We start from the raw sequence: 23,214 nt of genomic DNA, 5'->3' as shown, positions 1-23,214 counted from the left end.
GGCTCGTCCTCAGCCGAGGTGTCACGGAGGATGAGCACGGCTAAGCGTCGCGACACCTCGGCTGAGCTTGCACTGAGGCACGAGCTGCACCGGCGCGGGATGCGGTACCGGGTCGCGTTCGCCGTTCCCGGCCAGCGACGCCGCACGATCGACGTCGCGTTCACGCGGGCGAGGGTCGCTGTCTTCGTGGATGGCTGCTTCTGGCACGGGTGCCCTGATCACGGAACCAGGCCGCGGGCCAACAGTGAGTGGTGGACCACCAAGCTTGCCGCGAACCACGCCCGCGACAAGGACACCGATCGCCTGCTGGACGAGCACGGCTGGACGGTTGTGCGGGTCTGGGAGCACGAGGCACCGGACGCAGCGGCCGATCGCGTCGAGGCAGCGCTTCGACACGCTCTCGCTCGTCTTCGTCGAGCGATCGAGGTCTGACGCACGCGGTCGGCGTGGGATCGACCCTGGTCGAGGTGTTCGACGTCCCCGCCGGGCTTGCGGCGGGTGTCCGGCTATCGGCTCTCGACGAGCTGCTTGAGCAGGGTGAGGTCGGTGCGGACCAGGGACTCGTCGCGGTCGAGCTCGGCGTCGGTCATGCCGGGCGTCGGGCGGAGGGTGAAGACGACGTCGCACGCGTCGTCGCCGTCGGGGATCGCGCGCAGCGGCACGTGGACGGTGTCGCCCGACGGGGTCAGCACCTCGTGGTCGAGCACGCCGAAGGGGTTTCGGGGAGCGAACCGGACGCGGGCGCGGCCCTCGCCGGTCTCGACGTACCACTCCCCGTCCTGGTGCACGACGCCCGACCCGAGTCCGGGCGCCCATCGCGGCAGGTTCTCCGGGTCGGACGCGAACGCGTAGACCTCGGGCATCGGCCGGTCGATGTGCACGCTGAGGTGGCGCGTCCTCGTCGTCATGCGGAGATCGTGGCACGAGGCGGGGACAGTCGCGGGCGGACGACGGACGGCGGACGACCTCGCCGCAGGGTAGGCGCACGGCCGGCCTCCGCGGCGGACGAGGTGCTCTCGCGGAGGGAGGGCGGCGCGCGGGTCAGGTGCTGAACTGCTCGGCGTAGCGGGCGACCTCCTGGTGCCAGGCGTCGCCGTCGGGCCTGTCGAACGTCCGGTCGATCACGCGCGCCACCTGGACCCGGACGCGGACGGCCACGTCGTCGCCGTAGCGCCCGCGGTGCGCGTCGAACCAGCCGAGGTAGGCGACGAGCGCCTCGGGGTCGTGCGTGTCGGCGAGGGCGCCGAGCAGCCGGGTCGCGACGTCGACGGTCTCCGGGTCGGTGAGCGGGCGGGCGTGCAGCAGCGCGACGATCCCCCGGACGGCGCCGCCGGTGAGGTTCGGCAGGCGGAGGAACCGTTCGGTGAGGCCCGCGACGTCGCGGGTGGTGCGCAGGAGCAGCTCGAACCCGGCCGTCACGGTGACGGGCGAGGTGGTGGTGGCGACGTCCCGGAGGACGGTGGCGTCGTCGGCACGCTCGTCGATCCAGCGACGGATCGTGGCGACCGCCGCAGGGAGGCCGTCGTCGGGGAGCAGCAGCCCGCGCACGACGAGCGGGTCGGTGGCGACCACGAGCACCGGGTCGTCGGCACCGGGGAGCGCCTGGTCGGCGTACGGGACCTCGCGCAGGGTGTCGGGCGGGAACCGGGGGGCGCCGGGCGGTTCGCGGCGGTCGGGCGGCCGGGCGGTGACGAGGTCGACCGCGAGAGGTGCGTCAGGGGCTGCGCCGAACACCGGCTGGTCGGGGACGACCTCGACGTCCAGCGCGAAGCCGTCGCCGCGGAAGGGGGTCTCGTCGGCGGGTACGGGCCGCTCGTCGACCAGGTGGGCCGTGCCGACGAAGGCCGCGGACGCGGACTCGACGGCGTCGAGCCAGGAACGCGCGGCGGGTGTGCGTCGTGGCCCCGCGGACCGCCTGCTCATGCGCCCACCTCCCGGTCGCGCGACCTCACCAGCTCGACTGGACGTTGGTCGCGACGTCGTTGGCGACGGGGTCGTTGTGCAGCGGCCACTGGCCGCCGGTGCTGTCGCCCGTCCCGGTCACCCTCGCACCGGACGTGGCGGTCGGCGTGACGACACTCGCGGCGGGCGAGGCGGAGTTGAACGCGACGGTCGTGCCGTAGTCCACGAGCCAGTCGGCGTAGTTGAGCATGATCGCGGTCGTCGAGGACGTGTCCTTGACCGCGAGCCAGCTGCGGAACCGGTCGCGACCGTCGGTCCGCACGAGGTGCTGCGTCGTCGTGCCGGACCCGACGGTCCACGGCTGGTTGGTGGAGGGGGTGTCCTGCATCGACGTGTTCTGCGTGGCGGGGTCGGTCGCGCTGAAGGCGAGCACCGTCTCGGGTCCGTACCAAGGGCGGAAGCCCGCGTCGCCGTCGCGGACGGGCAGCGTGCTGCAGGTGTCGGACACCTTGGTCCGCTCGCCGAAGATCGTCGGGGCGATGCGCGCCAGCAGACCCGGGCTGTGGCCGGTGGGTTCGTAGTAGAAGTTCCGCGACGACTCGTACACCGTCTGCAGGAAGCCGATCTCGTACTGGCCGACGCGCGCGGCCGGCCCGGACGCCCGCACCGTGCCGCTCGCCGTGTAGGTGGCGGAGGACAGGTCGAGGTCGGTGCCGGTCTTGGTGACGGCCAGGGGCCGGGCGACCGCGGCGCTGAACGCGCTCGAGTCGAAGGTGACGGCGCCCATCACGGATGCTGCTCCTCCGCGCGCGGTCGCGCCGAAGACGGACGCGACGTTCGCGACGGCGCTGTCGGTGGTGCTGAACCGCTGCGGCGGGGTCGCGCGAGCAGGGCCGCGCCGGTCGGGGCGGCCGTCGTCGGGACGGGCGGCACGACGGAGGTCGTCGCGTCGGCGGTCGACGTGCTGCTGGCCGGTGCGTTCGCGGTCGTCGTGCCCGTGGTCGACGGGCTGGCCCTCGGGCCGGTCGGTGGGCGGCCGTGACCTGCCGAGCAGTCCTGCGACGGCGCGGTTGCCCGCGGAGCGCTGCAACGCCGTGACAGCACGACGGGTGGGGGCGGGGCCGGTGGTGACGACCGGCGACACGAGCGCCGCAGGAGTCGTCGCACCCGGGCCCGGGGCACGCGCGGCGGAACCGCGCACGGAGGTGTCGGTGACGTCGTGGTCGAGCGGGCCGCCGTGCGGGCGGTGGGCGCGGCTCTGCGTCATGACCGGCCTCCTTGGTCGCTGCGCGCGTCGACGCGCGGAGGATGCGTCCAGCGTGCCGACGGGCTCGCTGCCCTCGCAACAGGGGTGCCGCCCGCCGATCGGGCACCCGTCGCTGCCCGAAAGGGCTCGGTCAGTCGCCGACAGCGGGGGGCGCGGGGAGCAGCTCGCCGCGCAGCGCCGCGACGCCGACGAGCGTGACGGGAGGTCGCATCGACTCGGGTCGCGCCTCCCACTGTGCGCGGGTCATGACGAAGCGCCGGTTGAGCGCCGCCTGGCCGTCGCGCACCATCGGGTCCTCGCCGTTGTCGGCATAGCCGAGCCGACGCGTCACGCCGAGCGAGCGCGCGTTGTCGGCGAACGCACCGGTCGTGCAGCGCTCCGCGCCGAGGCCGTCGAAGAGCAGGTGCAGGATCATGAGCCGCATCCGGGTGCCGACACCTGCGCCCTGGTGGCGCAGGCCGAGCCACGAGCCCGTCTCGGCGGTCCGCAGCAGCGGGTAGTGCTTCGCGTAGGCGCCCTGGATGCCGAGCACCTCGCCGTCGCGGACGACGCCGAGCTCGATGCGCCAGTCGTCCACGCCGAACGAGGCGCGGTTGCCCCACTGGTAGGTGAGGACGTTGCGCGCGACCTCGGCAGGCGTGCCCTGCGTCCACGGCACGGAGAACGGCATGAGGTCGGGGCCGTGGACGCCGTCGCCGGCGAGGCGTGCGAGGTCGGCGAGCAGGTCGTCGTCGAGGTAGCGGAGCTCGAGGTCACCGCTGGTGACGCGGACGCCGGCGAGGGGCCAGAGGTCGACGAAGGGGGCCGTCATGCCCGTCAGGGTGTCCGCCGGCCGGTCGGACGGCAACCCGTTTCCGCCGGTCACCACGCGTCGCCGCCACGCGCGCGGTCGGTGATGGCGGCGAGCACGTCGTCGGGGTAGACGGGTTCGGCGTGCGGGGTGACGGGGCCATCGTCGAGCGTCGTCCACTGCCAGTGCGGCGCGACGCGTGCAGTGGTGCCGTGCTCGGCGAGCCGCAGGTCGAGCAGGACGCCGTACCGGTAGCCGAAGCGGCGCTGGATCGCCTGCGCGGTGCCCAGGTCGAGCGCGCCCGGGCTGTCGGCGGCGTCGGCGGAGAGCTCGACGAGCAGCAGGTTGTGCTCCGGGCCGAGGCGGCCGCGACGGTGCACGATGAGGTGCGGGGCGCGGGCCGTGCCCTCGTCGAGGCGCACCGACGACTCCAGGACCATGCCGGACCGGTCGTACTCGGCGTCGACGTCCCACGTGCTCTCGATCGTTCCGCGCAGCGCCCAGCCGAGGTGGAACGAGATGGTGCGCGGGCTCGGCCGGCTGGTGCCCGACGACGGCGCGAACAGGGTCCACTGGTCGACGAGCGTGTTCGTCAACGCGATCCGGACGCGGGCCTGCAGGTCGGCGAGCAGCATGCGCGGACCGTACTCCCCCGCCGCGGCCGTCCTGCGGGACCACCGGCCCGCGACGGTGCCGCAGCCTCGGCCGACGCGGGGCGGGCGCGTCCCGCGCGATCCGGTTACCGACCGGTCAGGTTTGCCGTCGACTGTGTGGGTCCGGACGTCTAGGTTGGTCCGCTGTGACACCTGTCATCGCCGCCCGTGGCCTCACCAAGACCTTCGGCGACCTCACCGCCGTCGCCGGCATCGACTTCGAGGTCGCGTCGGGCGAGTCCTTCGGGCTCCTCGGCCCGAACGGCGCAGGCAAGTCGACGACGATGCGCATGGTCGGCGCGGTGTCGACGCGGTCCGGCGGCGACCTGCACGTCCTCGACCTCGACCCCGACACGCACGGGCCGGAGATCCGGTCGCAGCTCGGCGTCGTCCCGCAGGAGGACAACCTCGACACCGAGCTGACCGTCCGCGACAACCTGCTCGTCTACGGCCGCTACTTCGGCCTCCCCCGCCGCGTGTGCGCCGAGCGTGCCGACGAGCTGCTCGAGTTCGCGCAGCTCACCGAGAAGGCGAAGGTCAAGACCGACAACCTGTCGGGTGGCATGAAGCGGCGCCTGACGATCGCCCGCGCGCTCATCAACGAGCCGCGCATCCTCATGCTCGACGAGCCGACGACGGGCCTCGACCCGCAGGCGCGGCACGTGCTGTGGGACCGGCTGTTCCGGCTCAAGGAGCGCGGCACGACGCTGGTCGTCACGACGCACTACATGGACGAGGCCGAGCAGCTCTGCGACCGGCTGGTCGTCGTCGACCACGGCCGGATCATGGCGGAGGGCAGCCCGGCCGACCTGATCCGCGAGTACTCGACGCGCGAGGTCGTCGAGCTGCGGTTCGGGTCGAGCCGCAACGCCGAGGCCGCCGAGCGCATGGGCGGCGTCACCGAGCGCATCGAGGTCCTGCCCGACCGCGTGCTGCTGTACGCCGACGACGGCGAGGCGGTCGTCGAGAAGGTGCTCGCCCTGGGGCTCGAGCCGACGACGAGCCTGGTCCGCCGGTCCAGCCTGGAGGACGTGTTCCTCCGCCTCACGGGGCGGAGCCTCATCGAATGACGACCACGAGCGCCCCGACGCCGACGCCCGCGGCGCAGCGCGCGCTGGACGCGGGCGTCCTGCCCCGCCGGTTCGGCTGGTGGTACGTCGCCGAGGCGCAGCTGCGCAGCATGAAGGCGTACGGCTGGACGATCGTGGCGAGCGGAGTCGGGCAGCCGCTGCTCTACCTGCTCGGCATCGGGCTCGGCCTCGCCGCGTTCCTCGACGTGTCCGTCGCCGAGGGCCCGGACGGCCCGATCGACTACGTGACGTTCGTGGCGCCCGCGCTGCTGGTCACCGCCGCGGTGGGCGTCGCGATGGACGAGTTCACCTACGCCGTGATGTCGGGGTTCAAGTGGCGGCGGCTGTACTACGCGCCCAACGCGTCGCCGGTGTCGCCGCCCCAGCTCGCGACCGGCGTGGTCGTGGCGTGCGCCGGCCGGATGCTGTTCACGGTGGTGGTGTACTACGCGCTCATGGTCGCGTTCGGGGCGGTGGGCGACCCGGTGTCCGGCCTGCTGATCCCGCTGGTCGGCATCCTGGGCGGGCTCGCGTTCGGCCTGCCGGTCATGGCGTACTCGGCGTCGATCGAGGACGACCGCGGCCAGTTCGCGCTCATCCAGCGCTTCGTGTTCACGCCGATGTTCCTGTTCTCCGGCACGTTCTACCCCCTCGACTCGGTGCCGCTCGCGTTCCAGTGGATCGGGTGGATCTCGCCCGTGTGGCACGCGTCCGAGATCGGCCGGGCGCTCAGCTACGGCTCCGCGCCCGGCTCGTGGCCCGTCGGCGTGCACCTCGCGATCCTGCTGGTCATGGCCGGTGTGGGCGGCGTCGTCGCGGGCCGGATCTTCACGCGGAGGCTGCGGGGATGACGACGACCGCGACCACCCGTCCCGCGGAGCGTCGGCGCTCGCGCGGGGGCGTCCGCGCGCTGTACTCCGGCAACGCCGGCGCCGTCGTCGAGCGCGGGCTGCGGGCGACCCGGTCCGGCAACTGGGTCATCGTGCTGTCGGGCTTCTTCGAACCCGTGTTCTACCTGCTCGCGATGGGGTACGGGCTCGGCACGTTCGTCGGCGACGTCACGATGGAGTCCGGCGAGACGATCTCCTACGCCGCATTCGTCGCGCCCGCGCTCCTCGCGGTGTCCGCGATGAACGGCGCCGTGTACGACTCGACGTGGAACGTCTTCTTCAAGATGCACTTCGGCAAGATCTACGACGCGATGCTCGCGACGTCGATCGGGCCGCTCGACGTCGCCCTCGGCGAGATCTCCTACGCGCTTCTGCGGGGCGGTGTCTACGCGCTCGGGTTTCTCACGGTCATGCAGGTCATGGGCCTGAACCTCGCCTGGACCGCGTTCCTGTCGTTGCCTGCGCTCCTGCTCATCGCGTTCGGCTTCGCGTCGGTCGGGATGGCCGTCACGAGCTACATGAAGACCTTCCAGCAGATGGACTGGATCAACTTCGTGATGCTCCCGATGTTCCTGTTCTCGGCCACGTTCTACCCGCTGACCGTGTACCCCGAGGCCGTGCAGTGGTTCATCAAGGCGCTCCCCCTGTGGCACGGCGTCGAGCTGGTCCGCGGCCTGACGACCGGGGAGCTCTCCCCCGCCATGTGGGGGCACGTCGCGTACTTCGTCGGCATGGTCGTCCTGGGCGTCGCGTTCACGACGACCCGCCTGCGCGCCCTCTTCCTCGACTGAGGTCCTCCCGAGGCGACGACGAGACCGCGACATCGGCGCGAGCGCGACATCCCGCGCGAGAGGGAGACATCGATGTCGCACTCTTGCGCCGAAGTCGCACGCGCTCGACGGTGCCGCGCCCGTCCGGGACGACGAACGGGCCCCGGTGCACGCGAGGTGCGCCGGGGCCCGTCGACCGTGGCGGTCGCCCTGAGGTCAGCGGGTCAGCCGCAGACCTCACCGTTCACGGTGAACGACGTCGGGTCGGTGTTGGTCCCGGTGTGGGAGCCGTTGAACCCGATGTCGACGCTCTGACCAGGCTGGAGCGTGGCGTTCCACGACGCGCCCGTCGCGGTGACCGTCGTCCCGGTCTGCGACCACGTGGCGCTCCAGCCCTGCGTGACCTGCTGGCCAGAGGGGAAGGTGAACCCGAGGGTCCAGGTCAGGGGCTTCGTGCCCGTGTTGGTGAGCTTCACCGCGCCGGTGAAGCCGGTGTTCCACGAGTTCGCCGTGTACGCGACCTTGCACGAGGCGGTCGTCGACGTGGGCAGCGTCGTGAAGGTGACGGCCGCGGACACCGCGGACGTGTTGCCGGCCCCGTCCTTGGCCCGGACCACGTAGGTGTACGCGGTGGCGGGCGCCAGACCGGTGAGGGCGACCGACGCGGTGGTCGGCGACGCGACGAGCGTCTGCGTCGTCCCGCTGACGCGCAGCACCTCGTAGCCCGACAGGCCGCTTCCGCCGGTGTCGGTCGACGCGGTCCACGTGAGCGTGGCGCCCGTCGTGCTGACGTTCGACGCGACGGGCGTCCCGGGGACGGTCGGCGCGGTGGTGTCGACCGGCGGTGCGGTCGTCGTGAACGTCACCGAGGCGGAGACCGCGGAGACGTCGCCCGCGGTGTTCTTCGCCCGCACGGCGTAGGTGTACGCGGTGCCGGGCGTCAGGCCGGTGAGCGTGTGCGTCGTCCCGGTGGTCTGCGCGACGACGGTCGCGGTGGTGCCCTGGACGCGCAGGACGTCGTAGCCGGCGACCGCCGGGGTGCCGGTCGACGCGGCCCACGTGAGGGTCGCACCGGTCGAGGTGACCGCGGACGCGACGGGCGTGCCCGGCGTGGTCGGCGGCTCGGTCGTGCCCTGCGTCTCGGTGGTGAACGTGACCGCGGCGGACGCGGCGGACACGTTGCCGGCGACGTCCTTCGCCTTCACGACGTAGGAGTAGGACGTGCCCGGCGTGAGGTCACGCAGGATGTAGGCCGCCGCGGTGGTGGTCCCGACGAGCGTCTGCGTCGACCCCTGGACCCGGTACAGCTCGTACCCGGCGACGCCCGACCCGGCGTCGGTCGACGCCGCCCAGGTGAGCGACGCGCCGACGGTCGTGATGCCCGACGCGACGGGGGTGCCCGGCACGGTCGGTGCGGTCGTGTCGGTCGTGGTGCCGGTCGGCTCCTTGCCCCAGATCAGCGTCGAGCCGTCGTAGAGCGTGATCGCGGCCGTCTTCGCGAGGGCCGTCGAGCCGAGACCCGCGAACGACGGGTCGTTCGCCGCGTTCCAGCCCGTCGGGCCGGTGAGCCGGAACTGGATCTCCCGGCGGTGCTGCGACTGGCCGCCGGGGTGGATGTTCTGGCCGACGCAGGACAGCTCGACGTAGCCGAGGTTCCCGCCGGCGCTGACGCCCTTGCCGGACTGCGCGCCGCACTCCGAGTAGTTCGACGACAGCGTGACGTCCGACGCGGCGAAGCCGTCGGTCGTGAACCAGTAGCGGATCTTGCCGTTCTTGAGCGAGCGGGCCGGGAACGCCGACTGGTTGCGGATCATGCCCTTGATCTCGGTGTACGTGGTGCCGGGAGGCTGGTTGAGCATCGCCTCGACGAAGATCTCGTCGCCGTCGGGCGCCTCACGCGTCGGGAACGACGCGAGCGCGGTGCCGCCGTACTCGTCGACGAGCCGCGCGAGCGCGCTCGTGAAGCCCGCGTTGTAGTCGGTCGCGACCTCGTTGGCGACGTAGTCCTGCCGCGAGTCGGTGTACGCGTCGTTGGGCGAGCCGGGCCCGCCGACGAGCGCGCCGTACAGCACGTGGCGTGATGCGGCGGGCGTGGTGATCGAGTCGAGCCACGACCCGTGCGCGGTGCGGTGGTGCGGCATGGTCGGCGGGTTGGTGCCGAAGCCGACGACGTACGACGACTTGCGCGGGTTGTCGCCGAGCGCGTAGTTGATCTGGCGCACGCCGAAGTCGTGGTACCGCGCCTTGCGCGTCGCGTCGGTGAGCCAGTCGGAGTAGACGAGCGCGACGAACGACGTGTTGGCGGCGTACCGCAGCGCACCCCACGAGTCGAGGACGGCCATGCCGCCGGGCGAGTACGGCACCTTCTGGCCGTTGACGCCGACGGTCCAGTAGTCGAGCCAGCGGTTCGCGTCCTCGACGTACTTCTGCTTGCCGGTCTCCATCGCGAGCAGCGCGTACATGCCGAACTGCTTGTTGTCCCACGCCACGGTCCACTTGTAGGACTTCGTGGTGCTCTGGTTCTCGGTGCCGAGCTTGTCGTACTCCGTCTCCGCCTTGCTCAGGTACGACGCGTCACCCGTCGCCTTGTAGAGCCAGTAGGCGCCCCAGACGAGCTCGTCCTGGTAGCCGGACCACGACTTGTAGTACGCCGAGGCGGCGGTGACGCAGTCGGAGTAGCTGCCGCGGTACTGGTCAGCGAAGGAATAGAGCTGCTTCGCGTGCGAGATCAGCGTCGCGGCGTACGTCGGGTCGTCGCCCTTGAACAGGATCGACGCGGACGCGAGCGAGGCCGCGGTCTCGGCGGCGACGTCGGAGCCCGGGCAGGACGCCGACACCTTGTACGACGGGCGGGCCATCGTCATGACCTCGGCGGGTCCCCACCACTTGTGGTCCGCCTCGCCGTCGCCGACCTGCACGTACAGCTCGTTCGGGGCGGTGTGCGCCTTGACGAAGTAGTCGTTGACGAAGCGCAGGTTGTCCTTGAGCTCGTCGAGCTGGCCGGACTTCGTGTACCCGCCGGGGCTGTCGATCGCGCCCCACGCGAGCATCGTCGCGCTGAACGCCATCGGCAGCCCGAACTTCACGTGGTCGCCGGCGTCGTACCAGCCGCCGGTGAGGTCCTTGCCGACGTCGGCGCCGTCGGTGAGGCCGGAGTCGCCGCGCCACGAGACGGGGAAGTTGTCGGGCAGGTCGCCGGAGCGCTGCGCCTGGTAGAAGAACATCGACTTCTGGAGCGCCTCGGCGTAGTTGTACGCGGGGGCGGCGCTCGCGGAGGTCGCGAGCGGGGCGACGAGCAGTCCGGCGGCGACGGCGAGGGCGGAGGCTCCCGCCGTCGCGGTGCGACCGCGGGATCGGGGCGCGCGTGGCGCCGTGGCATGGCCGAGCATGGGGTCCTCTTCCGGGCACGGGAGTGGTGGAGGGCGTCCCGTGCTGACCGCTGTCGCTCCGGCACGACGCGCCTGGGGCGCATCGTCCAAACCGGGCGCTCCGCCGGTCAACGGCCTAAACGATTCGGTGCCGCCGACCTGGCACGACGCCTGCGTCCGGGCAGCACCACGCCCCCCGGGCTCGAGGCCGGCGGAGGGCGTGGGAACCTGCAGCCCGGCTCGTGGCCGGGGACCCGGGTCAGGCCGGGGGCGTGTCCTTCTGGTCGTCCGTCGTCGGGTTGACGACCGGGTCCGGGGTCGGCTCGGCGGAACCGGCGTCGACCGTCTTCGGCGCGGTGCGACGCACGCGCTTCGCGGCCTCCGTCGCGCCGTCCTTCGCCTCGGTGACCTTCTCGGTCAGGTCCTCGCGCGCCTCGGCGACCTTCTCTGCGGCCTTGCGCGTCGCGTCACGGCCCTTGGCGACCGCCGCCCCGGCGGCCTCCCCCACGGCGTCCGCGGCGTCGCCGACCTTGTCCGTCAGGTCGTGGCGAGCCTCCTGCGCGCGCGACTTGAAGTCGTGCGTCGAGCCGCCGAGCGAGTCGGACGGCTCCCACGGCTCGGCCCACGGGTCGACCTGCGACCGCGACCGGCTCCACGCGACCGCCGCCGCACCCACCGCCGCGACGCCCGCGACGACCCAGAACACCTTCGCGCCGGTGTGCTTGCGCTCCCTCTCGGCAGCCGCGGCGGCTGCGGCAGCGGCGGCGGCGGCCTTCGCCGCCCGCTTGGCAGCCTTCTTGCTCGTGTCCGAGGAGACGTCCGCGGCCTTCTCGACGGCGGCGCCGGCCTTGACGGCGGCCTCGTTCATCGCGGCGACGAGGCGCGGCAGCAGGTCGTCGACGAGCTTGTCGTGCGCCGTGTCGATCGCGGGCGACGCCTTCGCGGCGGCCTGCTCGACCTTCGGCGCTGCAGCGATGAGGCTCTCCTTGTACGCGTGCTCGACGCGCGGCAGGAGCCACTCGACGAACGCCTCGACACGTGGCGTCGTCCACTCCTTCGCGTGCACCGCGGCGTCGGACGCCTTCGAGGCGGCCCCCTTGGCGCCGATCGCGGCCGCGATCTTGGCCTGCGCCGCCTTGTCGGCGAGCGTGGCGGCCAGCTCGGCGGCCTGCTCCTTCACCTGCTCCGTGTCGACGTCGATCGTCGTGCGGCTCTTGCTGAAGCCCATCGTCACTCCCGGCTGCTGTGCGGGCGGGTGGGGCATGACCCATCCGCGCTGGTCGGCGGCACTGGAGTCCCACTCTGCCACCGGACCTGCTGAGATGCAGTCCGGCAGCGCGACGGAGCACCCGTCCGCCTCTCCCGTCGTCGGTGCTGCGTGCGAGACTGTGGCCATGTTCGCGACCCTGCACACGTCCGCCGGTGACATCCGGATCGAGCTGTTCCCGAACCACGCGCCGCGCACCGTCGAGAACTTCGTCGGCCTGGCGAACGGCACCAAGCCGTGGACCGACCCCGCGACCGGTGAGCAGCGCACCGACGCGCTCTACTCGAACCTCGTCTTCCACCGCGTGATCGACGGCTTCATGATCCAGGGCGGCGACCCGCTCGGTACCGGCCGCGGCGGCCCGGGCTACACGTTCGACGACGAGATCCACCCCGAGCTCGCGTTCTCCGAGCCCTACCTGCTCGCGATGGCGAACGCCGGCAAGCGCATGGACCCCACGACGGGCAAGGTCGGCGGCACCAACGGCTCGCAGTTCTTCATCTCCGTCGCGCCGACGACGTGGCTCAACGGCAAGCACACGATCTTCGGCAAGGTCGCCGACGACGAGAGCCGCGCCGTGGTCGACGCGATCGCCACCGCGCCGACGCGCCCCGGTGACCGCCCTGTCCAGGACATCGTCCTGCAGTCGGTCTCGATCGAGGACTGAGCGGTCCCCATCTCCGAGAACCCCACGCCGGACGCGGCCGCACCGCCGGTCTGCCCGCGACACCCCGAGCGGGTGTCGTACGTACGCTGCCAGCGGTGCGGCCGGCCCGTGTGCCCGGACTGCCAGCGCCCGGCCGCGGTCGGCGTGCAGTGCGTGGACTGCGTCGCCGAGGCGTCGCGCGGTGCGCGCCCGGTGCGGACCGCGCTCGGTGGCCGGCGGCGCGAGGGTCGCCCGGTCGTCACGTTCACGATCATCGGCCTGTGCGTCGTGAGCTTCGTGCTCCAGCAGGTCGTCCCCGGGTGGACGGCCCGGTGGCTGTTCGTCCCCGTGCTGCCCGACGCGTTCGGGCTGCCGGTCGCGACGCTCGAGGCAGAGCCGTGGCGGTTCCTCTCCGCGGCGTTCCTGCACTCCCCCGGCGGCGTCGTGCACCTCGCCGTCAACATGCTCGCGCTGTGGATGATCGGCCCGTACCTCGAGCAGGCGCTCGGTCGGGCCCGGTTCGTCACCCTCTACCTGATGAGCGCGCTCGGCGGGTCCGTGGCCGTCGTGCTGCTCGCCGACGCGCTCGACGCCTGGCACGTCGGCGTGCTCGGGGCGTCGGGCGCGATCTTCGGCCTGTTCGGCGCGGTGCTCGTCGTGATGCGACGGCTCGGCGGCGACGTGCGCGGCATCCTCGTCGTCATCGGGCTCAACGTCGTCGTCGGCTTCGTGGTGTCCGGCATCTCGTGGCCCGCGCACCTGGGCGGCCTGTTCACGGGCCTGGCCCTCGGCGCCGCCTACGCCTACGCCCCGGTGGCGCGCCGCCGGCAGGTCGCGGTCGTGGCGCCGGTCGTCGTCGCGTCCGTGCTGGTGGGAGCCGCGTGGCTCGCGTACGCGGCGGTCGGGCTCGTCTGACCCTGGTCGGCTCGTCCGACTCGTCCCCAGGTGGCGCGCGTCACCCGTGTACGACGGCCGCTCTGTCCACAGCCTGTTGACCTGGGCGAACGCCGCCTCTGTCCCCAGCGGTGCACAACCCTGTGCATAACTACACGGCTGTAGTTCCACAGCTGTGAGCAACCTTGGGGACGGCCCCGACGGCCCTGGATCGTTCGTCAGGACGGCCTGTGAGGATGCTACGAGACGGGTCTGACATCGCCTCGGGGGCGCGTCGTCGAGCCGTGCCCGGTCAGGGAATCCCTGCCAGCGGACGAGGTGCGCCCGCCACGACGCCCCTCGGTGTCCGGGGGAACGACGACGGCGGAGCAGGTCGTCGTCGACCCACCCCGCCGTCCAGTCCTCGGCGCCGCCTCAGCGCCAGCGCGTCGTCATCCCGAAGCCCGCGATGATGAGCGTGAAGCCCACCGCCAGGTTCCACTGGCCGATGCCGGGGATCGGGTAGTCCGAGCCCGTCAGGTACGTGATCACGATCCACACGAGACCGACGAGCATCAGCCCGAGCATCACGGGGACGAACCACGGCGGGTTCGGCTTGGGGCCGGCCGACTTCTCGGGCGGCGGGATGTACGCGGCCTTCTTGCGCGACCTCGACTCAGGCACGTCCGGGCTCCTGTCCAGCGGCGGTACGTGACGCGGGGCGTCACGCGAACGGACGGCGACGGGGTGTCACCGTGCGACAACGATGTGGCGTGGACGTCACGCACCGTCACGGGCGCCACGCAACGTGACCTAGCGTAGTGGGCACCAGCCCCGCGCCCGACCCTCTCGAGAGGACGACCGTGACCGAGCACTCCCACCGTGCGCGGCGTCTCCTCGCGCGCGGGACGCTCTCGGTCGCCGTCGTGCTGGCGCTGTCGGGCGCGCTGTTCGCGGCCAACGCGCGGTTCGCGCAGGCCAACGAGGGGGAGCGGCACCCGCAGGACCTCGCCGGCCTCGCGAGCGTGCAGAACGACCGCGTCGCGCGGCTGTCGAGCGAGGTCGACGACCTGCGGACCGAGGTGAACGCGCTCGCCGAGGACGGCAGCGCCGACGCGAGCACCCAGCCGGGGGAGCCCGGCGCGGGCTACGTCGTCGAGGGCGGCGCCACACCCGTCACCGGTCCCGGGATCACGGTGCAGCTCGAGGACGCGCCTGCACGCGAGGGCGTCGACCAGGACCTGCTGCTCGTGCACCAGCAGGACATCCAGAACGTCATGAACGCCCTCTGGGCGGGCGGTGCCGAGGCGATGACGCTCCAGGGGCAGCGGGTGATCTCGACGAGCGCGTTCTGGTGCGTCGGCAACGTGCTCAAGCTGCACGGCCGCGTGTACTCGCCGCCCTACGTCATCGAGGCCATCGGCGACCCGTCCGACCTGCGCGACGGCCTCGCCGCGTCCCCCGCCGTGGGGCTGTACCTGCGCGACGTCAAGGCCGTCGGACTCGGCTGGTCCGTGAACCAGTCCGACGCGATGGAGATGCCCGCCTACTCGGGTGCGACCGAGCTCGAGTACGCCCGCGTCCCCGACGGCGTCGAGATCCTGCCCGGCCTCGAGGCCGCCGAGGAGGCCGCGAAGGACGAGGCCCGCGCGACCGCGCAGACCCGCAGCACGACCGCCCCGGGCCCGGGGGGCGACGATGACTGACCCGGCGGCCACGGCGACCGCCGCACCCGACGGACCCCCGCCCTCCGACCAGCCCGCACGCACGCGGCGCAGCACCCGGCCCCGACGCGGGGTGAGCCCCGCCCGGCGGCGCGCCTATACGGCCGTCGGCGTCGTCGGCGAGGTGCTCATCACGCTCGGCGTCCTGCTGTTCGCGTTCCTCGCCTGGCAGTTGTGGTGGACCGACGTCGAGGGCAACCGCGCGCAGGCCGAGATCGTCCGCGACCTCGACTGGCAGGTCGCGCCGACCCCCGAGCCCAGCGCCACCGAGACCGGTCCGCTCGTCGCCGAGCCGCGACGCGACGAGCCGCCCGTCCTGGACGAGCCGCCGCACGCGACGACCTTCGCGACGATCCAGGTCCCGCGGTGGGCGGGCGAGCCCGAGCGGCCCGTCAGCCAGGGCACCGACCGGGCGACCGTGCTCGACGTGCTCGGCGTCGGGCACTACGAGGGCACCGCGATGCCGGGCGGCGTGGGCAACTTCGCGCTCGCGGGCCACCGCACCACCTACGCGAAGCCGTTCAACCGCGTCGCGGAGCTGCAGGTGGGCGACCCGATCGTCGTCCGCACGTCCGACACCTGGTACGTCTACCGCGTCACGTCGACGGAGATCGTCATGCCGTCGCAGGTCGACGTCATCGCGCCCGTCCCCGGCGACCCGGGTGCCACGCCCACCGAGCGGTTCATCACGCTCACGACGTGCCACCCGATGTTCTCCGCGCGGGAACGGTTCATCGTGCACGGCACGTTCGACTACTGGGCGCCCGTGACGGACGGGACTCCCGCCGAGCTGCTGCCGGCCGCATGATGGGCGCGCGGCGAAACCACGTGACAGGAGGCCGATGATGTACGGGTGGCTCTGGCGGCACCTGCCGGGTCCGTCCGTCGTCCGGGCGCTGATCCTGGCGGTCGCCGCGTTCCTCGTGCTCGCCGCGTGCTTCCTGTGGGTGTTCCCGGCGGTCGCGCCGTTCATGCCGTTCAACGAGACCACCGTGGGGGAGTGACGTGACCCGGATCCTGGTGATCGACAACTACGACTCGTTCGTCTACACGATCGTCGGCTACCTCAACCAGCTCGGTGCGGAGACCGTGGTCGTGCGCAACGACGCCGTCCCGCCGCTGTCCGAGCGCGAGGACTTCGACGGTGTCCTCGTGTCCCCCGGGCCCGGCACGCCTGCCGAGGCCGGCCAGAGCATGCAGGTGATCCGCGACTGCGCCGAGACGGGCACGCCCATGCTCGGCGTGTGCCTCGGCCACCAGGCGCTCGGTGAGGTGTTCGGGGGGACCGTCACGCACGCCCCCGAGCTCATGCACGGCAAGACGAGCGAGGTCGAGCACCACGGCGAGGGCGTCCTCGTCGGCCTGCCGACGCCGTTCACCGCGACCCGCTACCACTCGCTCGCGGTCGTCGACGGGACCGTGTCCGACGACCTCGAGGTCACCGCGACCACGCACGGCATCATCATGGGCCTGCAGCACCGCACGCTCCCGCTGCACGGGGTGCAGTTCCACCCCGAGTCCGTGCTCACCGAGGGCGGCCACCGGCTGCTGGCCAACTGGCTGGCCGTCTGCGGCGACGACGAGGCCGTCGCGCGGTCGGAGGGGCTGCACCCGCTCGTCCGCCTCTGACGCCCGTTCGTCAGCCGTCGACGCGGCGGGCGCCCCACCTCGCGCTCCCAGTCCGCGCCCGAACCCGCACCCCGCACGACGAAGGCCCCGCCTGTCCCGGAGGGACGAGCGGGGCCTTCCCCGTCTGGCGCTACGGCTTGGGCGTCTGTGTCGGCTGACCGTTGTTGTTGCCCCCGCCGCCCGGGCCCTTCGAGACGTGCAGGTCGATCTGCTGCCCCGGCTCGACCTCGGACCCGCCGTCGGGCTCGACGCGGATGACCTGGTTGACGGGCGACTCCGACTGCTCGTCGACGCGCCGCACGTTCGTCAGACCGGCCTGCGCGAGCGCCTGGACGGCTTGGTCGTAGCTCATCCCGACCAGGTTGTCGGGCACCACGGGGTTCTCGGGAGCGATGGCGATCTCGATGTTGATCGTCGTGTCCTGCGGGACCAGCGAGTTCGCGGGCTTGTCCTGGGAGATCACGGTGTCCGGCGGGAACTCGTTGGTCTCCCGCTCGCGCGAGTTCGCGTTGAGCGACGCGTCGTTGAGCAGCTGCTCGGCCTCGGCCCGCGTCTTGCCGGCCAGGTCGGGCACCTGCACGTTGCCGGACGAGACGAACAGCTTCACCGGGCTCCCGGACGACGCCGACTCGCCCTCGGCGGGCACGGTGCGGGTGACACGGCCCTTGGGCTGCTTCGGGTCGTCCTCCGAGGTGCGGTTCGGGTCGACCGTGAGCCCGGCGGCCTCGATCGCGGCGACGGCCTCCTGCTCCGTCATGCCGGCCAGGCCCGTCGGGACGGTGGTGGTCGCGGGGCCGGTGGAGAACGTGACGGTCACGTTGTCGAGCTTCTCGACGGGGGTGTCGGCCGCGGGGTCGGACTTGATGGCCTCGCCCTCGGGCACCGTGTCGGACGGCTCCTCCGCGGGCGTGAACTGCAGCTCCGCGTCCTCGATCGCCGCCTTGGCCTCGTCGCGCGTCATGCCGACGACGTTCGGGACGGTGAGCTCCTCGGGAGCGTTGTCCCGCGAGTTCGCGACGAGGAGCGCGATGATCCCGGCGACGGCGAGCACGGCGATGCCGATGAGCACCCACATGAGCCACGGCTTGCGGCGCTGGTCCTCGTCGTCCTCGGGGAGGCCGGCGGGCGTCGTCGGCTGCAGACCGGTCTGCGCCCACGGCGAGGTCGGCGCCATGGCCTGCGTCGCCGCGACCGCGGGGGGCGCCATGACCTGGGTCGCGTCGGCGGCGGCCACGGCGGCCCCCGCGGCGATGACGCCCACCGCAGGCGCGTTGACCACGCCACCGCGCAGCACGGCCTCGAGGTCGGCGCGGAACTCCGCGGCCGTCGAGTAGCGGGCGTCGCGCTCCTTCGCGAGCGCCTTCGCGGTGATCCGGTCGAGGGCCTCGGGGACGTCGGACGCGAACTGCGACGGTGTGGGCGCCGTCTCGCGGACGTGCTGGTAGGCGACCGCGACGGGGGAGTCGCCGGTGAAGGGCGGGCGGCCCGTGAGCAGCTCGAACAGCAGGCAGCCCGTCGAGTACAGGTCGGAGCGCGCGTCCACCTGCTCGCCGCGCGCCTGCTCGGGCGACAGGTACTGCGCGGTGCCGATGACGGCCTGCGTCTGCGTCATGGTCGCGGCGGAGTCGGCCACGGCGCGGGCGATGCCGAAGTCCATGACCTTGACCGCGCCGGTCGGCGTGAGCATGACGTTCGCGGGCTTGATGTCGCGGTGCACGATGCCCGCGTGGTGCGAGTACTCGAGCGCCGACAGCACGCCGGCGGTGATCTCGACGGCCTCCTCGATGGGCACCGCGTGCCCGTCGCGCAGGATGCCGCGCACCGTGTGACCCTCGACGTACTCCATGACGATGAACGGCACGTGCGCGACGACGCCGGTCGGCTCCGTGTAGACGTCCTCGCCGGTGTCGTAGACCGCGACGATCGCCGGGTGGTTCAGGGCCGCGGCGGCCTGCGCCTCGCGCCGGAACCGGTTCTGGAACGAGGGGTCGCGCGCGAGGTCGGAGCGCAGGATCTTGATCGCGACCGTGCGGCCGAGACGGGTGTCGTGGCCGATGTGCACCTCGGCCATGCCACCGCGCCCGATGAGCTCGCCGACCTCGTACCGTCCGCCGAGGATCCGGGATCCGTCGTCCACCACTAGGCGTCCTTCACTTCCGTCGTCAGCGGGCGCGCGGAGTCGTGACCGCGCCCGTCCACCGAGATCATCCCATCGGGACTGCCGCGACGAGGGTACTGACTGCCGTCGTCGCGTGGGGACGTGCTGTGCGCGACGACGGCCCCGGGCGGTCCGTCGAGGGGTGCGGCCCTGGTCAGGCCGTTGGCGAGGGCCGCGCCGAGCAGCGCGACCAGGAGGAGCACGAGCGCGAGCAGCGGCCACCGGAACCGCGAGAAGCGGCCCAGGCGCGGCCCGCTGGTGCGCAGCGCGGCGACGTTCACGTGCCGCGGGGTGCCGGAGACGCGCGCGCGCGGCTCGTCGCGGCGGGTGCGGCGCGGTGGGTACGTCGGCGGCGGCGCGTCGGACGTGCCGCGTGCCGTCGTCACCGCGGTCGCGAACGTGTCGGCCGGGCGCGAGATCTTCGAGACCAGCACCGGGATGCCGCTCGGCGGCGTGCGCGGTACCAGCTTGTCGAACAGCCCGGCGAGCTCCTCGCCCGACTGCGGGCGCTGGGCCGGGTCCTTGGACAGCAGACGCATGACGAGCGCGGCGAGGGGCTTGTCGACGCTCGACGGCAGCGGCGGGACCGCGTTGTTGACGTGCGCGACCGCGATGTCGACCGCGGTCGGGCCCGTGAACGGGCGGTGGCCGACGAGCGCCTCGTACGCGACGACTCCCAGCGAGTACAGGTCGGACAGCGGCGTCGCGGCCTTGCCGACGGCCTGCTCGGGGGACAGGTACTGCGCGGTGCCCATGACCATGCCGGTCGCGGTCATCGTGATCTGGTTCTGCGCCAGCGAGACGCCGAAGTCGGTGATCTTCACGCGGCCGCCGCGGCCCAGCAGGATGTTGCCCGGCTTGACGTCGCGGTGCACGACGCCCGCCGTGTGGGCCGCGTGCAGGGCGCGCGCCGTCTGGGCGAGGATCGGCAGCAGCCGCCGTGGGGTCAGCACCGGCTCGCGCTCGAGCAGGTCGGACAGCGGCTCGCCGACGACCAGCTCCATCACGAGGAACGCGGAGCCGTCCTGCTCGCCGTAGTCGAACAGCTGCGCGATCGACGGGTGGTGCAGCGACGCCGAGTTGCGCGCCTCCGTGCGGAACCGCTCGAGGAAGCCGGGGTCGCCCGCGAACTCCTCCTTGAGGACCTTGACCGCGACGGGACGCGCGAGGGCGTCGTCGTGCGCCTCCCACACCTCGCCCATGCCGCCGGTCGCGATCGGCTTGATGAGCCGGTACCGGCCGTCGAGGGCCACGCCTGCTGCCGTCCTCACGATCCCAGCACCGCCTGGATCACGGCCTTCGCGATGGGCGCGGCGACGCGGCCGCCGGTCGCCTCGTTGCCGGCGCTGCCGCCGTGCTCGACGATCACCGCGACGGCCACGCGGGGCGCGTCGGCGGGCGCGAACGCGGTGAACCACGCGTGCGGCGCCTGGTCGTCGCCGGTCTGGGCCGTGCCGGTCTTCCCGGCGACCTGCACCCCCGGGATCTGCGCGGCGGTGCCCGACCCGTCGGCGACCACACCGACCATCATGTCGCGCAGCGCGGCGGCGGTCCCGGGCGACACGGCGGTCGACAGCAGCTTCGGCTCCGTCTCGTCGACGGTGTGCAGGTCGGCCGACCGCACCGTCTGGACGAGGTACGGCTGCATGAGCCGGCCCTCGTTGGCGATCGCGGCCGACACCATCGCCATCTGGATGGGCGTCGCGCGGACGTCGCGCTGGCCGATCGCCGAGCCCGCCGTCACGGGCGCGTCCAGGTCGTCGGGGAAGACGGACGGCACGACGACCGTGGGGATGGTGAGCCCTTCGTTGAAGCCGAACCGCTCGGCCTGCGTGCGGATCGCGTCGTCGCCGAGGTCGAGGCCGAGCTGCGCGAACGAGGTGTTGCACGAGACGCGCAGCGCGTCCGCGAGCGTGATGGGGTCGGCGCCGCAGCCACCGCCGCCGAAGTTGCCGACCGTCGCGGTGGTCTGCGGCAGGTCGAGCTCGACCGGCGCGGGCAGCGGCGACTGGGGCGTGTACGAGCCGCTCTCGAGGGCCGCTGCGGCGGTGACCAGCTTGAACGTCGACCCGGGCGGGTAGACCTCCTTGGTCGCGTTCGACCGCAGCGGGTTGCCCTCGGCCGTCGACAGCGCGGAGAACGCCTCGCCTGCGGCCTTCGTGTCGTGCGTCGCGAGCAGGTTCGGGTCGAAGCCGGGCGTCGAGACGAGCGCGAGGATCTTGCCTGTCGACGGCTCGATCGCGACGACCGCGCCCTCCTGGTCGCCGAGCCCGTCGCGTGCCGCCTGCTGCGCGGCCGGGAGCAGCGTCGTCTCGACCGCCGCGCCCTCGGGCCGGCGGCCGGTGAGCACGTCGCGCACGCGCGTGAAGAACAGCTGGTCGCCGCGGCCGGTGAGCGCGTCGTTCGCCGCGAGCTCGAGCTCGGTGCGGCCGTTCACCACCGAGTAGAAGCCGGTGACCGCGGACCACAGGTCGCCGCCCGTGTACGAGCGCTGGTAGCCGAACGCGTCGTCGACGGGCGCGGACGACGCGACCGCCTCGCCCGCGACGACGATCGGGCCGCGCGCGTTGCCGAACTCGCGGTACAGCGTGCGGACGTTGCGCGGGTCGTTGTTGAGCGAGTCCGCCTGGACGTACTGCACCCACGTCGTGCCGCCCATGAGCACGACGAACATGACGAGGACCACGGTGGCGAGGCGGCGCAGGGGAGTGTTCACGAGAGCCCCTCGATCCGCTCGGTGGGCTGGTCGCCGCCCGTCGGTCCGGCGGTGCCGCCGCCGCTGCCGACGCTGCCGCCGTTCGCCCGCGCCGCGGACGCGACCGGGGTGCCGACCTCGGGCGTCAGGACCGCGCGCACGACGGGTGCGGGCCGGCGGGCCTCGTCGGAGATCCGCAGCAGCAGCGCGACGATGACCCAGTTCGCGACGAGCGACGAGCCGCCGTACGCGAGGAACGGCGTCGTCAGGCCGGTCAGCGGGATCAGGCGCGTCACGCCGCCGACGACGACGAACGTCTGGAAGGCGACGACGAACGCGAGGCCGCCCGCGAGCAGCTTGCCGAACCCGTCGCGCACGCCGATCGCGGTCCGCATGCCGCGCTCGGTGAGGATCGTGTAGCAGAGCAGCAGCGCGAGGAGGCCCGTGAGGCCGAGCTCCTCGCCGAGCGACGCGACGATGAAGTCCGACTCGGCGTACGGGACCAGGTCAGGCCGGCCCGAACCCCAGCCCGTGCCGAACAGGCCGCCGTTCGCGAGCCCGAACAAGCCGCGCACGAGCTGCCCGGAGCCGCCCGGGAACCGGTCGAAGACCTCCTGGTCGAACGGGTGCAGCCACGCGTCGAAACGGGCCCCGACGTGCGGGAACGCGGTCGCGGCGACGAGCGCGCCGCCCACGAACAGCAGGAGGCCGATGACGACCCAGCTGAGCCGCTCGGTCGCGATGTAGAGCATCGCGACGAACAGGCCGAAGAGCAGCAGGGACGTGCCGAGGTCACGCTCCAGGACGAGGACCGCGAGCGAGACGCCCCACACGATGAGGATCGGGCCCAGGTCGCGGGGCCGCGGGAGCTGCAGGCCCAGCACCTTCGGACCCGCCAGCGCGAGCGTGTCGCGGTGCGTCACCAGGTAGCCGGCGAAGAACACGGCCAGCGCGATCTTGGCGAACTCCGCGGGCTGCATGCCGACGCCGCCGACGCGCACCCAGATCTGCGCGCCGTTGATCGACTGCCCGATGCCGGGCACCAGCGGGAGCACCACGAGGCCGAGCGCGACGATCATCGCCGTGTACGTGTAGCGGCGCAGCGTCCGGTGGTCCCGCAGCAGCACGAGCACGAGCGCGGCCAGCACCACGGAGATCGCGGTCCAGCCGAGCTGCCGCTCGGCGAACCCGGCGGCCTTGTCGCGCGCCTCGTACGCGATGTCGATCCGGTAGATCATCGCCAGGCCGACGCCGTTGAGCGCGACCGCGACCGGCAGGATCACCGGGTCCGCGTACGGCGCGCGCCACCGCAGCACCAGGTGCAGCGCCACCGCGAGGCCCGTCAGGCCCGCCGCGTACCCGATGACGTCCGCGGGCACGCTGCCGTCGATGCCGAGGCCCACGAGGGCGTAGCCGGCCACGGCGATCGCGAGGGCCAGCACGAGCAGGCCGAGCTCGACGCCGCGCCCCGCCCGCACCTGGTGCGGCTGCACGGTCGCCATCACGTCCACC

General features: G+C 72.8%; 22 protein-coding genes. 10 read left to right on the top strand and 12 right to left on the bottom strand.

What is annotated here, in order from left to right:
* Positions 1-30 precede the first annotated feature (30 nt).
* Positions 31-432, top strand: coding sequence for a very short patch repair endonuclease (locus tag GXP71_RS16485; RefSeq protein ID WP_162353530.1), 402 nt, complete (start codon positions 31-33; stop codon positions 430-432).
* A 74-nt stretch (positions 433-506) separates the two neighbouring features.
* Here the strand turns inward: GXP71_RS16485 and GXP71_RS16480 are convergent, their stop codons facing one another.
* From GXP71_RS16480 to GXP71_RS16460, 5 genes are all read right to left on the bottom strand, one after another.
* Positions 507-908, bottom strand: coding sequence for an SRPBCC family protein (locus GXP71_RS16480; protein WP_162353529.1), 402 nt, complete (start codon positions 906-908; stop codon positions 507-509).
* A gap of 133 nt (positions 909-1,041) precedes the next feature.
* Positions 1,042-1,923: a hypothetical protein gene (locus tag GXP71_RS16475; protein ID WP_162353528.1), complete on the bottom strand. Its 882-nt coding sequence runs from the start codon at positions 1,921-1,923 to the stop codon at positions 1,042-1,044.
* A gap of 25 nt (positions 1,924-1,948) precedes the next feature.
* Positions 1,949-3,169 carry a hypothetical protein gene (locus GXP71_RS16470; RefSeq protein ID WP_162353527.1) on the bottom strand — a complete coding sequence of 407 codons (1,221 nt, stop codon included), beginning with the start codon at positions 3,167-3,169 and terminating at the stop codon, positions 1,949-1,951.
* A gap of 130 nt (positions 3,170-3,299) precedes the next feature.
* The gene (locus GXP71_RS16465) at positions 3,300-3,980 is read right to left on the bottom strand and encodes a GNAT family N-acetyltransferase (RefSeq protein ID WP_162353526.1); all 681 of its coding nucleotides are present in this window, start codon (positions 3,978-3,980) and stop codon (positions 3,300-3,302) included.
* Positions 3,981-4,030: 50 nt separating this feature from the next.
* Positions 4,031-4,594, bottom strand: a complete 564-nt coding sequence (locus tag GXP71_RS16460; RefSeq protein WP_162353525.1) for a hypothetical protein — start codon at positions 4,592-4,594, stop codon at positions 4,031-4,033.
* A 164-nt stretch (positions 4,595-4,758) separates the two neighbouring features.
* On the opposite strand from GXP71_RS16460, the gene GXP71_RS16455 reads away from it, so the two are divergent.
* The 3 genes from GXP71_RS16455 to GXP71_RS16445 are packed head-to-tail and all read left to right on the top strand — an operon-like array spanning position 4,759 to position 7,363.
* Positions 4,759-5,682: an ABC transporter ATP-binding protein gene (locus GXP71_RS16455; RefSeq protein ID WP_124342772.1), complete on the top strand. Its 924-nt coding sequence runs from the start codon at positions 4,759-4,761 to the stop codon at positions 5,680-5,682.
* Positions 5,679-6,533 (top strand): ABC transporter permease, encoded by an 855-nt coding sequence (locus GXP71_RS16450; RefSeq protein WP_162353524.1) that lies wholly within the window; start codon positions 5,679-5,681, stop codon positions 6,531-6,533. Before GXP71_RS16455 ends, GXP71_RS16450 begins: the two co-directional genes overlap by 4 nt.
* Complete coding sequence (locus GXP71_RS16445; protein ID WP_162353523.1) at positions 6,530-7,363, top strand: ABC transporter permease; 834 nt, start codon at positions 6,530-6,532, stop codon at positions 7,361-7,363. The genes GXP71_RS16450 and GXP71_RS16445 overlap by 4 nt, the downstream gene beginning before the upstream one ends.
* Before the next feature lie 203 nt (positions 7,364-7,566).
* On the opposite strand, the gene GXP71_RS16440 is transcribed toward GXP71_RS16445, so the two are convergent.
* Both GXP71_RS16440 and GXP71_RS16435 read right to left on the bottom strand, forming a co-directional pair.
* Positions 7,567-10,731, bottom strand: coding sequence for a glycoside hydrolase family 9 protein (locus GXP71_RS16440; protein ID WP_162353522.1), 3,165 nt, complete (start codon positions 10,729-10,731; stop codon positions 7,567-7,569).
* A gap of 238 nt (positions 10,732-10,969) precedes the next feature.
* On the bottom strand, positions 10,970-12,019 hold the full coding sequence (locus tag GXP71_RS16435; RefSeq protein WP_238402466.1) for a hypothetical protein: 1,050 nt from the start codon (positions 12,017-12,019) through the stop codon (positions 10,970-10,972).
* Between the two features lie 85 nt (positions 12,020-12,104).
* Here GXP71_RS16435 and GXP71_RS16430 point away from each other — a divergent pair, with 85 nt between their 5' ends.
* Positions 12,105-12,644: a peptidylprolyl isomerase gene (locus GXP71_RS16430; protein WP_162353521.1), complete on the top strand. Its 540-nt coding sequence runs from the start codon at positions 12,105-12,107 to the stop codon at positions 12,642-12,644.
* A 72-nt stretch (positions 12,645-12,716) separates the two neighbouring features.
* Positions 12,717-13,538 carry a rhomboid family intramembrane serine protease gene (locus GXP71_RS16425; RefSeq protein ID WP_238402465.1) on the top strand — a complete coding sequence of 274 codons (822 nt, stop codon included), beginning with the start codon at positions 12,717-12,719 and terminating at the stop codon, positions 13,536-13,538.
* A gap of 393 nt (positions 13,539-13,931) precedes the next feature.
* Here the strand turns inward: GXP71_RS16425 and GXP71_RS16420 are convergent, their stop codons facing one another.
* Positions 13,932-14,180 (bottom strand): cell division protein CrgA, encoded by a 249-nt coding sequence (locus tag GXP71_RS16420; protein ID WP_124342778.1) that lies wholly within the window; start codon positions 14,178-14,180, stop codon positions 13,932-13,934.
* A 179-nt stretch (positions 14,181-14,359) separates the two neighbouring features.
* Here GXP71_RS16420 and GXP71_RS16415 point away from each other — a divergent pair, with 179 nt between their 5' ends.
* The 4 genes from GXP71_RS16415 to GXP71_RS16405 all read left to right on the top strand — a co-directional run bounded on the left by GXP71_RS16415 (position 14,360) and on the right by GXP71_RS16405 (position 16,849).
* Positions 14,360-15,202: a DUF881 domain-containing protein gene (locus tag GXP71_RS16415; protein ID WP_162353520.1), complete on the top strand. Its 843-nt coding sequence runs from the start codon at positions 14,360-14,362 to the stop codon at positions 15,200-15,202.
* Between the two features lie 91 nt (positions 15,203-15,293).
* Positions 15,294-16,028, top strand: a complete 735-nt coding sequence (locus tag GXP71_RS16410) for a class E sortase (RefSeq protein WP_238402464.1) — start codon at positions 15,294-15,296, stop codon at positions 16,026-16,028.
* 37 nt (positions 16,029-16,065) lie between these two features.
* On the top strand, positions 16,066-16,224 hold the full coding sequence (locus GXP71_RS20185; protein WP_168676678.1) for a hypothetical protein: 159 nt from the start codon (positions 16,066-16,068) through the stop codon (positions 16,222-16,224).
* Between the two features lies 1 nt (position 16,225).
* A complete protein-coding gene (locus GXP71_RS16405; RefSeq protein ID WP_124342781.1) occupies positions 16,226-16,849 on the top strand; it encodes an aminodeoxychorismate/anthranilate synthase component II in 624 nt (207 codons plus the stop codon).
* Positions 16,850-16,979: 130 nt separating this feature from the next.
* Here GXP71_RS16405 and pknB read toward each other — a convergent pair whose 3' ends face one another.
* Genes pknB through GXP71_RS16385 form a run of 4 tightly spaced genes read right to left on the bottom strand, consistent with a single transcriptional unit; the run spans position 16,980 to position 23,204 of the window.
* Complete coding sequence (gene pknB / locus GXP71_RS16400; RefSeq protein ID WP_162353518.1) at positions 16,980-18,989, bottom strand: Stk1 family PASTA domain-containing Ser/Thr kinase; 2,010 nt, start codon at positions 18,987-18,989, stop codon at positions 16,980-16,982.
* Positions 18,989-20,278, bottom strand: coding sequence for a serine/threonine-protein kinase (locus GXP71_RS16395; protein WP_162353517.1), 1,290 nt, complete (start codon positions 20,276-20,278; stop codon positions 18,989-18,991). Before GXP71_RS16395 ends, pknB begins: the two co-directional genes overlap by 1 nt.
* Positions 20,275-21,723, bottom strand: a complete 1,449-nt coding sequence (locus GXP71_RS16390) for a penicillin-binding protein 2 (RefSeq protein WP_162353516.1) — start codon at positions 21,721-21,723, stop codon at positions 20,275-20,277. The genes GXP71_RS16395 and GXP71_RS16390 overlap by 4 nt, the downstream gene beginning before the upstream one ends.
* On the bottom strand, positions 21,720-23,204 hold the full coding sequence (locus GXP71_RS16385; RefSeq protein ID WP_238402463.1) for an FtsW/RodA/SpoVE family cell cycle protein: 1,485 nt from the start codon (positions 23,202-23,204) through the stop codon (positions 21,720-21,722). Before GXP71_RS16385 ends, GXP71_RS16390 begins: the two co-directional genes overlap by 4 nt.
* Between the last annotated feature and the right edge of the window lie 10 nt (positions 23,205-23,214).

Source organism: Cellulomonas sp. H30R-01 (assembly GCF_010119915.1).
GTDB lineage: Bacteria > Actinomycetota > Actinomycetes > Actinomycetales > Cellulomonadaceae > Cellulomonas > Cellulomonas algicola.
The sequence above is the reverse complement of the archived record's forward strand: the minus strand, read 5'-3'. Positions and strand labels throughout refer to the sequence as shown.

Bases quoted from the DNA above. Each gene is read 5' to 3' on its own strand.
- GXP71_RS16465 (WP_162353526.1), bottom strand. From the start codon at position 3,980: ATGACGGCCCCCTTCGTCGACCTCTGGCCCCTCGCCGGCGTCCGCGTC.
- GXP71_RS16445 (WP_162353523.1), top strand. From the start codon at position 6,530: ATGACGACGACCGCGACCACCCGTCCCGCGGAGCGTCGGCGCTCGCGC.
- GXP71_RS16430 (WP_162353521.1), top strand. From the start codon at position 12,105: ATGTTCGCGACCCTGCACACGTCCGCCGGTGACATCCGGATCGAGCTG.
- GXP71_RS16460 (WP_162353525.1), bottom strand. From the start codon at position 4,594: ATGCTGCTCGCCGACCTGCAGGCCCGCGTCCGGATCGCGTTGACGAAC.
- GXP71_RS20185 (WP_168676678.1), top strand. From the start codon at position 16,066: ATGTACGGGTGGCTCTGGCGGCACCTGCCGGGTCCGTCCGTCGTCCGG.
- GXP71_RS16485 (WP_162353530.1), top strand. From the start codon at position 31: ATGAGCACGGCTAAGCGTCGCGACACCTCGGCTGAGCTTGCACTGAGG.
- GXP71_RS16385 (WP_238402463.1), bottom strand. From the start codon at position 23,204: ATGGCGACCGTGCAGCCGCACCAGGTGCGGGCGGGGCGCGGCGTCGAG.
- GXP71_RS16475 (WP_162353528.1), bottom strand. From the start codon at position 1,923: ATGAGCAGGCGGTCCGCGGGGCCACGACGCACACCCGCCGCGCGTTCC.
- GXP71_RS16440 (WP_162353522.1), bottom strand. From the start codon at position 10,731: ATGCTCGGCCATGCCACGGCGCCACGCGCGCCCCGATCCCGCGGTCGC.
- GXP71_RS16450 (WP_162353524.1), top strand. From the start codon at position 5,679: ATGACGACCACGAGCGCCCCGACGCCGACGCCCGCGGCGCAGCGCGCG.
- GXP71_RS16470 (WP_162353527.1), bottom strand. From the start codon at position 3,169: ATGACGCAGAGCCGCGCCCACCGCCCGCACGGCGGCCCGCTCGACCAC.
- GXP71_RS16480 (WP_162353529.1), bottom strand. From the start codon at position 908: ATGACGACGAGGACGCGCCACCTCAGCGTGCACATCGACCGGCCGATG.